12 protein-coding genes are annotated in these 13,290 nt (G+C 64.9%); 7 read left to right on the plus strand and 5 right to left on the minus strand.

Annotated elements, in window-relative coordinates; genetic code table 11:
• Nucleotides 1-62: 62 nt before the first annotated feature.
• Nucleotides 63-1,301 (minus strand): cystathionine gamma-synthase family protein, encoded by a 1,239-nt coding sequence (locus LDZ24_RS07325; RefSeq protein ID WP_248319908.1) that lies wholly within the window; start codon nt 1,299-1,301, stop codon nt 63-65.
• Between the two features lie 221 nt (nt 1,302-1,522).
• On the opposite strand from LDZ24_RS07325, the gene LDZ24_RS07330 reads away from it, so the two are divergent.
• The 5 genes from LDZ24_RS07330 to LDZ24_RS07350 all read left to right on the plus strand — a co-directional run bounded on the left by LDZ24_RS07330 (nt 1,523) and on the right by LDZ24_RS07350 (nt 5,761).
• Nucleotides 1,523-2,260 carry a glutathione S-transferase gene (locus tag LDZ24_RS07330; protein ID WP_248319909.1) on the plus strand — a complete coding sequence of 246 codons (738 nt, stop codon included), beginning with the start codon at nt 1,523-1,525 and terminating at the stop codon, nt 2,258-2,260.
• Between the two features lie 40 nt (nt 2,261-2,300).
• The gene (locus tag LDZ24_RS07335) at nt 2,301-3,104 is read left to right on the plus strand and encodes an aldo/keto reductase (RefSeq protein ID WP_248319910.1); all 804 of its coding nucleotides are present in this window, start codon (nt 2,301-2,303) and stop codon (nt 3,102-3,104) included.
• A 145-nt stretch (nt 3,105-3,249) separates the two neighbouring features.
• Nucleotides 3,250-4,986 (plus strand): ClcB-like voltage-gated chloride channel protein, encoded by a 1,737-nt coding sequence (locus tag LDZ24_RS07340; protein ID WP_175940394.1) that lies wholly within the window; start codon nt 3,250-3,252, stop codon nt 4,984-4,986.
• Nucleotides 4,987-5,221: 235 nt separating this feature from the next.
• Nucleotides 5,222-5,482, plus strand: coding sequence for a hypothetical protein (locus LDZ24_RS07345; protein WP_248319911.1), 261 nt, complete (start codon nt 5,222-5,224; stop codon nt 5,480-5,482).
• Nucleotides 5,483-5,515: 33 nt separating this feature from the next.
• Nucleotides 5,516-5,761, plus strand: a complete 246-nt coding sequence (locus LDZ24_RS07350; protein WP_248319912.1) for a DUF2795 domain-containing protein — start codon at nt 5,516-5,518, stop codon at nt 5,759-5,761.
• A gap of 431 nt (nt 5,762-6,192) precedes the next feature.
• Here LDZ24_RS07350 and LDZ24_RS07355 read toward each other — a convergent pair whose 3' ends face one another.
• Entirely contained in the window at nt 6,193-8,571 is a 2,379-nt protein-coding gene (locus tag LDZ24_RS07355) for an AsmA family protein (protein ID WP_248319913.1), read from the minus strand.
• A gap of 115 nt (nt 8,572-8,686) precedes the next feature.
• Between LDZ24_RS07355 and LDZ24_RS07360 the strand changes: the two genes are divergently transcribed.
• Together LDZ24_RS07360 and fetB are read left to right on the plus strand one after the other, a co-directional pair.
• Nucleotides 8,687-9,394: an ATP-binding cassette domain-containing protein gene (locus tag LDZ24_RS07360; protein WP_248319914.1), complete on the plus strand. Its 708-nt coding sequence runs from the start codon at nt 8,687-8,689 to the stop codon at nt 9,392-9,394.
• Nucleotides 9,391-10,206: an iron export ABC transporter permease subunit FetB gene (gene fetB, locus LDZ24_RS07365; protein ID WP_248319915.1), complete on the plus strand. Its 816-nt coding sequence runs from the start codon at nt 9,391-9,393 to the stop codon at nt 10,204-10,206. Before LDZ24_RS07360 ends, fetB begins: the two co-directional genes overlap by 4 nt.
• Here fetB and LDZ24_RS07370 read toward each other — a convergent pair whose 3' ends face one another.
• The 3 genes from LDZ24_RS07370 to LDZ24_RS07380 form a co-directional block, all read right to left on the minus strand.
• Nucleotides 10,207-10,683, minus strand: coding sequence for a VOC family protein (locus tag LDZ24_RS07370; protein ID WP_248319916.1), 477 nt, complete (start codon nt 10,681-10,683; stop codon nt 10,207-10,209).
• A 35-nt stretch (nt 10,684-10,718) separates the two neighbouring features.
• Nucleotides 10,719-11,186 (minus strand): VOC family protein, encoded by a 468-nt coding sequence (locus tag LDZ24_RS07375; protein WP_175940401.1) that lies wholly within the window; start codon nt 11,184-11,186, stop codon nt 10,719-10,721.
• A 137-nt stretch (nt 11,187-11,323) separates the two neighbouring features.
• Entirely contained in the window at nt 11,324-13,261 is a 1,938-nt protein-coding gene (locus LDZ24_RS07380) for a response regulator (RefSeq protein WP_248319917.1), read from the minus strand.
• Nucleotides 13,262-13,290 lie beyond the last annotated feature (29 nt).

A 13,290-nucleotide genomic window follows, 5' to 3' on the forward strand; every position in this document is an offset into this window, starting at 1 on the left:
AGCAAAATCAAAAGGACCGCCAGAAGGCGGTCCCTCAACAAATCGATCGCTGTCCCGCGAAATTAAGCAAGCCGAAGCGCCTGCTCCAAATCTGCGATCAGATCGTTGCGCTCTTCGATGCCCGCCGACAGCCGAATCATGCCGTCGGAAATCCCCATCGCCTTGCGCGTCTGCGCGCCCGCTTCGAAGAAGATCGTCGGCGCGACGGGAATAATGAGCGTGCGCGTATCGCCCAGACCCGTAGCCTTCACCGGCAGTTGCAGTGCATTGACGACGTCGATCATCTTGTCGGGATTGCGCAGCTCGAACGAAAGCAGCCACGAGCCGCTTTTGAACAAAGACTTCGCGATGCCATATTGCGGATGACTTTCCAGCCCCGGATAGAAGACGCGCCCGATGGCCTCGTGGCCTTCCAGAAAGCGCGCAAGGGCGAGCGCGTTGTCGCTGCACTTCGCGACGCGTAGCGCGAGCGTCTCGGCGCCGAGCGCGATCTGATGCGCCTGCTCGGACGAGAGCGCGGCGCCCATGTCCCGCAGCCCCTTCTTTCGGATCTGCAATAGCCCTTGTTCCCTCGGACCGGCACGTCGGTAATCGTCGGCGATGTTCGGATACTGGCTCCAGTCGAAGAGCCCCGTGTCCGTGACCGCGCCACCGAGCGCCGCGCCATGACCCGCGATGGTCTTCGTCAGCGAATTGACGACGAGGCTCGCGCCGACGTGCTTCGGCTTGAAAAGCGCCGGCGACGTGATCGTGTTATCGACGACATAAGCCAGGCCGCGTTCGCGGCAAAGTTCGCCGATACCCGCGAGGTCCGGCACCTGCGTGCCCGGATTCGCGATGGTTTCGACGAAGACCATGCGTGTCTTCGGCGTGATGGCCTCGGCGACATGTTCGGTCTTGCCGGCATCGACGGTCGTCACCTCGATACCGAGCGTGCGAAGCGTATTGAAGAGACTGTTCGTGTTGCCGAACACATAGCGGCTTGCAACGACATGGTCGCCCGCGCGCAACAGCGTCAGGAACACCGCCGTGATCGCGGCCATGCCGGTGCTGAAGCAGATCGAGCCGACGCCCTCTTCCAGCATCGTGAGCTTGCGTTCCAGCGCCGCGGTCGTCGGCGTGCCTTGGCGCGCGTAGTTATAGCCGCCCTTCTTCGTGCCCTGGAACACACCGATCAGGTCTTCGACGCGCTCGAACCCGTACTGCACCGATGTATGAATCGGCTGGCGCAGGCCGCCATGTTCGACGCCCGCGTTGCGGTCGCCGTGAACGATGCTCGTGGTGAAGCCTTGCTTGTCCATCCCTTCTCCGCTTGCTTGTCGATGTATCGCTTGCATGCTGCATGCGGCGTTATGTAGACCGCATGCAAAAGGCCATTCTACACCGCAGCTTTTCAGCCAATCGCCGCTCCGCGCGCGGGTATAGCCGTTGCTTCGATCACGCTTCGCGCCGCGCGCATCGTGCTTCAATAGCAGCAACGACGCGCTTTGCCGCTTGCGGCCGATCGATGAGGAGTTCACGCATGGCTTACGAACTGTATTACTGGGACGGCCTGCAGGGCCGCGGCGAATTCGTGCGGCTCGCGTTGGAAGATGCCGGTGCGGAGTACATCGATGTCGCGCGCGCATCCAAGAAGAGCGGTTACGGCATGGACGCCATGATGAAGCTGCTGAACAGCAAGACGGAGCCGCATATTCCGTTTGCGCCGCCGTTCCTGAAAGACGGCGAGATCATCGTGCCGCACGTGGCGAACATCCTGCTCTATCTCGGCCCGAAGCTGAACCTTGCGCCGAGCGACGAAGCCTTGCGCTACGTCGCGCATGGATTGCAGCTGACCATCGCGGATTTCGTCGCCGAGGTACACGACACGCATCATCCGCTTGCCACCGATCTGTATTACGAAGACCAGAAAGACGCCGCGAAAATTCGCACGAAGAATTTCATCGAGAAGCGCGTGCCGAAGTTCATCGGCTATTTCGAGCGCGTGCTCAAGCAGAACCCGCACGGCGACACGCAGATGATCGGCGACACGGTCACCTATGTCGATCTGTCTATGTTCCAGATCGTCGAGGGATTGCATTATGCATTCCCCCGCGCGATGAAGACCTTCGCCAAGCACTATCCACGCGTGTCGGCGCTGCATGACGCCGTGCTCGAACGGCCGAACATCGCGGCGTACGTCGATTCGGAGCGGCGCATTCCGTTCAACGAATCCGGCATTTTCCGGCACTACCCTGAACTCGATCAGGACGCGCAGTAAGGCGCGTCCAGACGTCACCTACCTCAACAAAGGAGCCAGCATGGTCGAAACGATCCCTTCCTTCGGTCTCGGCACGTTCCGCGTCGATGCCGATAAAACCACGCAAGCCGTCAAGAGCGCGCTGCAAATCGGCTATCGCCATATCGACACAGCGCAGTTCTACAACAACGAAGCCGCCGTCGGCCGGGGCGTGCGCGAATCGGGCATCGCGCGCGACGACGTCTGGGTGACAACGAAAGTCTGGTGGGATCGCCTTGCGCACGACAAGCTGATCGCGAGCCTGAAGGACAGTCACGCGAAGCTCGATATCGGCACCATCGACCTGGCGCTCGTGCACTGGCCGTCGCCCGACGGCGCGGTGCCCATCGCCGAAACGCTCGCCGCGATGCAGGAAGCGCAGCAGCTCGGCCTGATCCGTCACTACGGCGTGTCGAACTTCACCGCGCCGCTGCTCGAAGAAGCGTTGAATGCGCCGGGCGGGCGCGAGATCGTCACGAACCAGATCGAGGTGAGTCCCTTCCTCGCCAACCGCCCGCTTGTCGAAGCGACGCAGCGGCTCGGCGTCAAGGTCACCGCCTACATGCCGCTCGGCGAAGGCCGCGCGCACAACGACACGACCATCAAAGCGATCGCCCAGAAACACGGCGCGACGCCCGCGCAGGTGACCTTCGCCTGGCTGCTGTCGCGCGACATCGTGGTGCTCTCGGCATCGACGAATGCGGAGCACCAGCAAGCCAACTGGGACGCGCAAGAGCTGAAGCTCGATTCCGACGACATCGCCAAAATCGACAAGCTCGACGAAGGCAAGCGCAACGCGAATCCGTCGTTCGCGCCGAAGTGGTAGCCTGTCCGCGCACGGAGCCCGGCCCGCGATCGCGCGCCGGGCTTTTTTGCGCGCGCACGGGCTGCGGGGCCCTCGCGCAATGCTATCCTTGCGGCGCTTTATTCCTTTTGCTTCTAAGCTATCCACGCTTACAGCTAATCGACCCGTGCTCTCGTTCCTGCTCAAGCTGCGCACGCACGCGCAACGACTCTTTCGGCTGTCCGACTCGCACACGATGCTCATCTGGGCCGTGGTCGTCGGCGTGGCGGGCGCGTTCGCGACAACCGTGTTTCGCGGAGGCATCGCGCTCTCGCAGCGGCTTTTGGGCAACCACTCCGAGGGGCTCGTCGCGCTGGCGACCATGCTGCCGTGGCCCGCGCGCATCGCGCTGCCGGCCGCCGGCGGACTCGTCGCGGGCTTCTGCCTGATCGCGGCGCGGCGGCATGCGAAGAAGCAGGCCAACGCCGATTACATGGAAGCCGTCACCATCGGCGACGGCGCGGTGCCGGTCTCGCAAACGGTCTGGCGAAGCCTCTCGTCGCTCTTCACCATCACGAGCGGCGGCTCGATCGGCCGCGAAGGATCGATGGTGCAGCTCGCCGCGCTCGCCTCGTCGCTCATCGGCCGATGGGTTCACTTCGATCCGCCGCGCCTGCGTCTGCTCGTCGCGTGCGGCGCGGCGGCGGGCATCACGTCGGCGTATAACGCGCCGATCGCCGGCGCGTTCTTCGTCACCGAGATCGTGCTCGGCTCGATGGCGATGGAGAGCTTCGGCCCGATCGTCGTGTCGTCGGTCGTCGCCAATATCACGATGCGCGAGTTCGCGGGCTATCGGCCGCCTTACGAGATGCCGGTGTTCCCGACCATCGCGGGCGTCGAAGTGCTGCTTTTCGTGGTGCTCGGCCTGCTGTGCGGCGCGCTGGCGCCGCATTTTCTGCGGCTGCTCGCGGCGTCGAAACGCCGCTTCGCGCTGCTGCCGCTGCCTTTGCCGGTGCGGCTCGCGCTCGGCGGACTGATCGTCGGCATCATCTCGGTATGGTGGCCGGAAGTCTGGGGCAACGGCTATGAGGTCGTGAACTCGCTGCTGCATCAACCGTGGACCTGGACGGCGCTGCTCACGGTGCTCGTCTTCAAAACCATCGCGACGGCGGCGACCGCGGGCTCTGGCGCGGTCGGCGGTATCTTCACGCCGACGCTCTTCGTGGGCGCGGTGCTCGGCTGTCTCTTCGGGCTGGGCGTGCATGGCATCTGGCCGCATTCGACGTCCGCGCCGTTCGCCTACGCGATGGTCGGCATGGGCGCCTTTCTCGCCGCGGCCACGCACGCGCCGCTGATGGCGATCCTGATGATCTTCGAAATGACGCTCTCGTATCAGGTCGTGCTGCCGCTGATGCTCTCGTGCGTCGTCGCGTATTTCATCGCGCGCACCTCCGAGCAGACCTCGATGTACGAAGTCACGCTGCGCCGCACGCGCGAAGAAAAGGAGCGGCTGCGGCTCGCCGCGACGCAGATGCGCGAACTCGTCAAGCCCGCCGATACGGTCGTGCCGCTGACGGCGAACGTGAAGGACATGACGCGCGTCTTCCTCGAATATCCGGTCAAGTACCTCTATGTGATCGATGAAGCCGGACGCTTTCGCGGCGTCGTCGCGCTGAAGGACATCACGTCCGATCTGCTCGACGCCCACGACACGGCGACGAAGACCGCCGCCGATTATCTTCAGCCGCAATTCGACGTGCTCACGCCCGACATGTCGCTCGGCGAGGCGCTACAGCACTTCCTCGCGTTTCAGGGCGAGCGGCTGCCGGTGATCGAGCGCAAGTCCGCGCCGCTCCTGCTCGGCGTCGTGTACAAGACCTCGCTTCTGGACGCATACTTCCGTCTGAACCCGACCACGCGCTGAAACTGCGCGGCCGTGCAATTTCGTGGCTCGCAGCTTCACGCGAACGCGCGTCCGAGGCGCGGATGGCGAGTTCACGCATCACTCGAAGTTCGGTCTCGCGACGCCCGCTCGTCGCGCCCGTGCGCAAGCCGGCGCGACGCTCGAACGCGCGGGACGCCCGCCGCAGAACGATCGGCATAGGCTTTGCTTGATGCTGCTTGATGCTCTGGCTGCTTACGTGAGGAGGGGTTGCCCGATGAAGACCTCAACGTTGTTGTCGATGGCGCTGGTTTCGGTGTCGTGCTACGCCGCGCCGCTGCATACCAGTTCGACGGATTCGGAGGTCGCGTCGGCGACCCGCGCCGCGCTGCGCGTGAATGCCGGGCCGGTGTCGCCGCCCGCCCCGGATGTCAGCGCGCAAAACCTCGATCACGCCCGCTGGCGTCATGTGCCGCTGCCGAAATCGCGCACGCCGAGTCATGGCATGGCGAGCCAGCCGATTCAAGTGCTGACCTGACCGCTCGTTACTTTCATAACAACGGATTCGACGATGACCGACAAGCCCGCAGAGAACCACTTTCTGAACGACGAGCCGATCGACGATGAGATCGCGCAGACGCTGCGCATGGTGCAGTTTCCCGCGAACAAGGACGCGTTGGTGGAAGCGGCGCGGCAGGCGGGCGCGAGCAACGATGTGATCAACGTGTTCGATGGCCTGCCGGAGCAGGATTATGCGGACGCGGATTCGGTCGAGCAGTTGCTCGGGAGTAACGGCGGGCCGGGGATGGCGGGGTAAGGCGCGTCGTCGCGTAAGTCAATCAACGAAGCATCGGTCCGCTAGCGACTTCGCGGATGCACGCGCCAAGCGTATGCTTTCGCGCGCGGGCGCGGACCGCTATCCACACAAACCGTGCATCACCCTGTTGATAACCTGCCGAGAACTGCGTTAAGTCGTTGAGGGCGCAGCGAAAGCGACGCGCGCGTCGAAACGCGTCACGCTTCGGCAACGGAGCCCTCTCGGTCTGCGTAATCGGCGGCGTCGCGCACGCGTGAATGCGACTCTACGTTGCCGCGTCTGCCCGAAGGCCTCTGCATCGTCTTCAAAGGACCTGCCGTCAACGCGCTCCCCGGCTTTCCCGTGCTCCATCGAATAGAAAGGTAAGCGGCGGTAGCGTCGCGGCCGCATCGTCACGCAACAGACGCGCGCGCCACGGCGTCGCGGATTAATCAACTCCCCCGATACTGCCCCGCACTGGCCGCCCCCGGCACCGCCGGCTTCTTCGGCGCCTTGTCCGTAGCACCCGCGCCCGCGGCCGCCGCGCCCGACGACATATACGCCGGCGCAGCCTTCGCCTTCTGCTTCTGCCCGGCGGGCGGCGCGGTCGGCGGCTTCTGGATGTCCGCGAGCATCTGCCCGCACGGCAGCGGCTTGTTGTTGCTCGGCGCGATGAGCGGAATCAGCGCCGCGAACGGATTGATCAGCCCGAGCCCGACCGCCGCGCCTCCGCGCACCGCCAGCGCCCCGACGTTCACACCTACTTTCGGCTCCTTGAACGTGCCCTTCACGTACAACGGCGAGCGCAGCGAGAAAATGCGGAAGCCCTTGGTGTGCGGATGAATGCCGAGATCCATGTCCTCGGTCTTCAGATTGATGGTGCCGTCCACGTTGATCACCGCATCGTCCGTATCGAGCGCGAAGACGCGCGAATCCAGCACGCCGTTCGTCACCACGAAGTCGGCGGCCGCGCAATTGATGTTCACATCGCGGTTGCCGAAGAGCTTCTCGTAGACCACGTTCGCCACGTTCAGGCCCGCCGCCTCCATGTAGAGCCGGCTCACCGTGCCCTCGGTGATCAGCGCCTTCACTTCGCCGTTCGAACTCGCGGCGAGCGCCGCAGGCGAATTGCCGGTCGCGGACAGCGCGGCATCGCCGTTCACTTCGCCGAGCGCGGATTGCATCGTCTTGTTGGTCGGGAACAGCTGCTTCAGCTTCAGATGCCGCGCCTCCGCCGACACCTTGCCCTTCAGCGGCGCGTCGCTGCCATCGAGATGAATATTGGATGCAAACGTGCCGCCCGCGACGCCGAACTTGAGCGGCTCGAGCGAGAGCACGCCGTCCTTCATCACCACATGCGTGTAGAGATCCGTGATCGGCAGCTTCGGGTCCTTGATGATGCGCTGGCCGGTGAACTTCACGTCGGCGTCGATAGCCTTCCACCGGTCCGTTTTGAATTCCTCCGTCGGCAGCGCCTTGGCGGACGGCTGTTTCTTCGCGTCGCCGCGCTTCTCCTTGCTGGCGTTGGAGTCCGCGCCGATGATCGGCGCGAGATCCGAGAACTGCAGCAGGTGCGATACCAGTTCGCCCTGCAACAGCGGCCGCGGCTTCCTGGCGGCATAGACGAGCGAACCGTTGATATCGCTGCCGCCCACGCGCCCGGTGAAGTTCTCGTAGTGGAAGACGTTGCCTTCTTCTCTGAACTGACCGGTCAGGCGTCCTTCCGTTGCGAAAGGCGGCGTGTCCGGCAGCGTGACGCCGGTGAACGTGTACAAATGCGCCATGCTGACCGCCTGCACCCAGAGCCGCAGATCGACCGCGGCGAGATGCGCCGGATCGGTCACGGTGCCGACGAATGCAATATGCGTATCGCCGAGCCGCACATCCGCCTGAACGGGGAACGGGCGCTGCGCGTCCTGCACCGCGAGGACGCCGCCGAGCTTGCCTTCGCCCGAGACCTTGCCGTTGTTGTACGTGCCCTTCGCGGTCCAGCCGAACGCATACGGCGGAATCGGCGGCTTCGGCGCGTCCTTGGTCGTGATGCTCTTGTTCGCGGATGTGCTCGCCGGATTCGGCGCCGATGCATTCGCCGCTGCCGCCGCCGACGCCGCCGATGCAGCCGACGCTTCCGATGCCGCCGCTGCATCCGCCTGCTTGCTGAGCTTGGCCGCCCCGCCCTTGCCGACCATTTCCGCCGACGACTTGGTCGATGCCGCTTCCTGCTGCTTCATCACTTCGCCGATGGGCACGGCCTGGCCGAGCGTATCGACGACGATGTCCATCTGCGTCTTGGTCACTTCGTCATGGACGCCGATCGTGCCTTTGGCGAGCGAAATGTCGCCGAGCTTCAGGTTCCATGTCGAAGGCTGGCTCGACTGCTTGAACTTGAACGTCCAGTTGTTGCGATTGTCCTTCAGCCGTTCGATGTCGATGGACGGATTCACGAGGTTGATGTTCGGAATCACGATGTCATGCGCGAGAAGCGGCAGCACGGCGACCTGAAAGTCGATTTCGTCGAGCGTCGCGAAGTGCTGCTGGCGCGCCCAGTCCGGGTTCGCGATGGTGATTTTTTCGGCGGAGAAGCGCGGCCAGGGCACCCACCGCTTCCAGCCGGTTTCGTTCGGCGGACGGCGCCAGCCGACCTTGAGGTCGCCCGTGATCTGAAACTGACGGCCGATCGCCTGCGAGACCTTGTCGTCGATCCAGGGCCGCAGCCGGTTCCAGTCGAAGGTCAGGAACACGATCACCAGCACGGCGATCAGGACCGCGAGAATGGCGAAGAACCATGCTGCGATCTTTCCGATTTTTCCGGCGGTTCGGGCTTGCGCCATGACCTCTCCATCCGTTTTTTCTGATTCACTTCGCGCCAGCATGACATGTGCCCGGCTCATGTCGGCGAGGCCGCGTAAGATGACGGCCACACGAGACTCCCCACGATTTACGCAGATGGCTAACGACAGACCGCTCGTAGCGGCCAAGGGCGTCGCGCGCCGCGATGCGCTGCGCGGCACGGTACTTCTGCATCCCACCGATTTCACGCTGCGCGCGGGCGAACGCGTCGCCATCACCGGGCCCTCGGGGTCGGGCAAGAGCGTGTTCCTGCGCACGCTTGCGCTGCTCGATCCGTGCGATGCGGGCGTCGTCACGTGGCGCGGCGAGCGCATCGAACGCGCGGGCATTCCGGCGTATCGGCGGCGCGTGGCCTATATCGCGCAGCGGCCCGCCATGCTCGACGGCACGGTCGAGGACAACCTGCGCTATCCGTACACACTGAAGACCTATCGCGATGCGCAATTCGATCGCGACGCCGCCGCGCGCCTCGCGCACGAAGCCGGACGCAGCGCCGACTTCCTCGACAAGCTCGCAAGCGAGTTGTCGGGCGGCGAAGCGCAGATCGCCGCGTTCGTCCGCGTGCTGCAACTCGCGCCCGATGTGCTTCTGCTCGACGAGCCGACCGCTTCGCTCGATCCCGCGTCCGTGCGCGCGATCGAAGCGCTCGTCGGCGCATGGTTCGACGGGGGCGACGGTTCGGACGGCGCGCAAGCGCGCGCGTGCATCTGGGTATCGCATGATCCGGAGCAGGCTCGCCGCGTCGCCACGCGCCATCTCGCGATGTCGGCGGGCACGCTCACCGAAACCGCGGAGGCCGCGTGAACGGCTACCAGAATCTGAGCCTCGTCGATATCGGGCTCGCGGCGGCGCTGATCGTCGTGAACGGGGCGCTTTCTGTCGCGCTCGACCTCGGGCTGGAGCGGCGGCTCCTGATCGCGGCGGTGCGCACCGTCGTGCAATTGCTCTTTATCGGCTACGTGCTCGGCTGGGTGTTCGCGTTCAGCCGCTGGTATGTCGTGCTGCCGCTCATGGTCCTGATGACGGTGATCGCGGGGCTCGCGGCGTCCGGCCGCGGGCGGCGCACGTATGCCGGCCAGCGCGCGGACAGCATCGTGTCGATCTGGGGCAGTTCATGGCTCATCGGCGCGTTCGGGCTTTTCGTCGTGATCCGCATTCATCCGTGGTACGAGCCGCAATACACGATTCCGATTCTCGGCATGGTGCTCGGCAATACGCTGACGGGCGTGTCGCTCGGCATCGAACGCATGACGGAAGAACTGACCGCGGGACGCGGCGCGGTCGAGATGTCGCTCGCGCTCGGCGCGACGCGCTGGGAAGCAGCCAAAGGGCCCGCGCGCCAGGCAGTGCGCGCGGGCATGATTCCGACGCTCAACCAGATGGCCGTGGTCGGTCTCGTGAGCCTGCCCGGCATGATGACCGGGCAAGTGCTGGCGGGGCAGTCGCCGTTGCAGGCGGTGCGCTATCAGATCGTCATCATGTTCCTGATCGCGGCGGCGTCGGGGCTGGGCGTCGTCGGCGCGGTCGTGATGACGTACCGGCGGCTCTTCTCGCCGGACCACCGCTTCAATGCGTCGAAGCTCGTCGAGCGCAAGGCGAAGATGCGCCGCGCGTGATCACGCGCCGTGGTAAGCGCGCTCCAGCGCCGCGATGTCCAGCTTGATCATGCTCATCATCGCCTGCATCGTGCGGTTGGCTTTGGCCGGGTCGGGGTCCTGAAGCATCGAGCGCAGGCGCGACGGCGCAACCTGCCACGTTACGCCGAAGCGGTCCGTCACCCACCCGCAAGCCAGCGCCTGGCCGCCCTCGAGCAGCTTGTCCCAGTACCGGTCGATCTCGTCCTGGCTCTCGCAGTTCACGAACAGCGAAATGGCGGGCGTGAACTTGAACTGCGAGCCGCCGTTGATCGCCATGAACTCCTCGCCGTCGAGTTCGAACAGCACGGCAAGGACGCTGCCCGCGGGGCCGGGGCTGGCTTCGGTATGGCGCATGGTTTCGACGATGCGCGCGTTGTTGAACACGGTGAGGTAGAAGTCGACGGCCTCCTGCGCATTGTCGGCCTCGAACCACAGACAGGGCGAAATCTTCTGCATGAGCTTTCTCCTTGGGATTCGGATACCGCCTGACGTCATTCGCGGGGCGCGCACTTGCCCTGCTGCATCTCGGCGGGACTCACATCGCGCTTATGCGTGGCGACCGACCACTGATGCCCGAACGGGTCTTCCAGACGCCCGTAGCGGTCGCCCCAGAACATGTCGGCGACGGGCATCGTGACGCGCGCGCCGGCGGCTTCGGCCTGCTTCACCGTGGCGTCGACATCTTCCACGTACAGATGAATGGTGACGGGCGAGCCCTTCAGCGACTTCGCGCCGAGCATGCCGAAGTCCGGGTGCTCGTCGACGAGCATCAGCATGGAATCGCCGATCTTGACCATCGCGTGCATGAGCTTGCCGTCGTCGCCGGGCAGGCGTCCCATCTCGACGGCGCCGAACGCGCGTTTATAGAACTCGATGGCTTCGGCCGCGCCCGCGCAGACGAGGTGCGGCGTGAGCGAGTGCATGCCTTCGGGAATGGCTTTGACGGGACTGTGCGACATGGTGGCTCCGTGAATGAACGTGGTGGACGAGCGGGCTCACCCGCTCTCTCTGTCCTACGACGTGCAAGCATGCCGCCAATCGACATCGTTCCGAGCATCCGGCGCAAATTTTTGCAGACGTGCGCGCACCGAGGGCGCTACTGCGAGAGCTGCTCCGCGATCGAGCGAATCAGCGCTTCCAGCCGCGAAAAGTTGACGGGCTTCGTCAGATGATCGCGAAAGCCTGCCTCGCGGCAGCGGCGGATGTCCTCGTCCATGCCGTATCCCGTGATGGCGACCGAAGGCTTGTCCGGCTGAAGCTCGCGCCATGCGCGCGCGATATCGAGTCCGCTGCCATCCGGCAAGCCGATATCGCTGACCAGCAAGTCGAACGGCGCGCCCTTTGCGCGTTCGAGCGCCGCCGCGACGGTCGTGGCGACCGCGACATCGTGGCCGAGCATCTCCAGCACTTCCGCCATGGCCGACGACGTCTGCTCGTTGTCTTCGACGAGCAGCACGCGCAGCGCGCGGCCCTTCTCGTGGCGCGCGGCTTCCGGCAGTGGCGCGGCTTCGTGCGTGGGCTGCACGCGCGCGAGCGGCAGCGTCAGCGTGAAACGCGCGCCCATGTCGCGGCCGTCGCTATGCGCGGAGAGCGTGCCGCCGTGCTTCTGCGCGAGCGTGCTCGCGATGGCAAGACCGAGGCCCAATCCGCCGAATGAGCGCGTGATGGAATCGTCGGCCTGTTCGAACGCCGAGAAAATGCGCGGCAACGCCTCCGCGCTGATGCCGATGCCGCTGTCCGTCACGGACACCGCAATGGTCCGGTCGTCCGGGTTCCACGTGCGCACTTCGATACGCCCGCCCGCCGGCGTGAACTTGACCGCGTTCTTCATCAGATTCCAGATGATCTGCTGAAGCCGCGCGGCATCGCCGAGCACGACGAAACGCTCCGCCTCGAACCGCGTTTCGAGCGTGAGCTGCTTCGCGCGCAAGTCGGCCTCCGACATGTCGACCGCGCTCGTGAGCAGCGTATCGAGCGCGACGTTCGCGAAGTTCAGGCTCAGCTTGCCGCGCGCGATGCTCGTGAGATCGAGCAGATCGTCGATCAGCCGCGCCTCCAGTTCGACATTGCGGCGGATGAGATCGAGCGTCGGATGCGCGTCGGGCGGCAGCGGGTGCTTGATTTCGAGCAGCCGCACAGCCGCGAGAATCGGCGTGAGCGGCGTGCGCAGTTCATGCGAGAGCACCGCCAGAAAATGGTCCTTCGCGCGGTTCGCGGATTCCGCCTGATCCTTCGCGAGCCGCAGCGCGTCGGCGGCCATGTGGGCATCGGTCGCGTCGCGCACGATCTTCGAGAAACCGATCAGCTCGTCATGCTCGGTGCGGATCGCGGTCGTCACGCCGGATGCGAAGAACGAGTGCCCGTCCTTGCGCCACAGCCAGCGATCGTCGCTCGCGCTGCCTTCGCGCCGCGCCGTTTCCAGCTCGTTGTCGTACACGCCGGCTTCGCGGTCTTCCTGGCTATAGAAGATGCTCGCGCTCTGCCCGAGCACGTCCTGCGCCGGAAAGCCCAGAATGCGCTCGGAGGCCGCGTTCCACGTGCGGATGCGGCCTTCGGGATCGAGCGTGATGACGGCGTAATCCTTCAGCGCGTCGATCAGCAGGCGAAAATGCGTTTCCGTTTCGCGCAGCGCCCGCTCCACCGCGATGCGTTGCTCGCGTTCCGCGCTTTCGCGCAGCGCGCGGCGCACCACCGCGGGTAGGCGTTGCAGACGCTGTTTCAGCACGTAATCGGTCGCGCCGCGCTTGAGCATGTCGACGGCGTGTTCTTCGCCGAGCAGACCCGACACGAAGATGAACGGCGTGTCCGGCGTGCGCTCGCTCGCAATGGACAACGCCTCGATGCCGGAGAACGTCGGCATCACGAAGTCGGCGAGAATCACGTCGAAACGCTGGCTGTCGAGCGCGGCGTTGAAGCTCGCGGAATCGTAGACGATGGTCGCGTCCACGATGTAGTCGGCGCGTTCGAGCTGGGCAATCGTCAGTTCCGCATCGAGTGCGTTGTCTTCGACGAGAAGCAGATGCAGGGGCTGCATGGTCTAGGCGGCCTCGCTCGAAAGCGGGC

The sequence above is a fragment of the Caballeronia sp. Sq4a genome, from assembly GCF_023170545.1.
Lineage (GTDB): Bacteria > Pseudomonadota > Gammaproteobacteria > Burkholderiales > Burkholderiaceae > Caballeronia.

Bases quoted from the DNA above. Each gene is read 5' to 3' on its own strand.
- LDZ24_RS07325 (WP_248319908.1), bottom strand. From the start codon at position 1,301: ATGGACAAGCAAGGCTTCACCACGAGCATCGTTCACGGCGACCGCAAC.
- LDZ24_RS07330 (WP_248319909.1), top strand. From the start codon at position 1,523: ATGGCTTACGAACTGTATTACTGGGACGGCCTGCAGGGCCGCGGCGAA.
- LDZ24_RS07335 (WP_248319910.1), top strand. From the start codon at position 2,301: ATGGTCGAAACGATCCCTTCCTTCGGTCTCGGCACGTTCCGCGTCGAT.
- LDZ24_RS07345 (WP_248319911.1), top strand. From the start codon at position 5,222: ATGAAGACCTCAACGTTGTTGTCGATGGCGCTGGTTTCGGTGTCGTGC.
- LDZ24_RS07350 (WP_248319912.1), top strand. From the start codon at position 5,516: ATGACCGACAAGCCCGCAGAGAACCACTTTCTGAACGACGAGCCGATC.
- LDZ24_RS07355 (WP_248319913.1), bottom strand. From the start codon at position 8,571: ATGGCGCAAGCCCGAACCGCCGGAAAAATCGGAAAGATCGCAGCATGG.
- LDZ24_RS07360 (WP_248319914.1), top strand. From the start codon at position 8,687: ATGGCTAACGACAGACCGCTCGTAGCGGCCAAGGGCGTCGCGCGCCGC.
- LDZ24_RS07370 (WP_248319916.1), bottom strand. From the start codon at position 10,683: ATGCAGAAGATTTCGCCCTGTCTGTGGTTCGAGGCCGACAATGCGCAG.
- LDZ24_RS07375 (WP_175940401.1), bottom strand. From the start codon at position 11,186: ATGTCGCACAGTCCCGTCAAAGCCATTCCCGAAGGCATGCACTCGCTC.
- LDZ24_RS07380 (WP_248319917.1), bottom strand. From the start codon at position 13,261: ATGCAGCCCCTGCATCTGCTTCTCGTCGAAGACAACGCACTCGATGCG.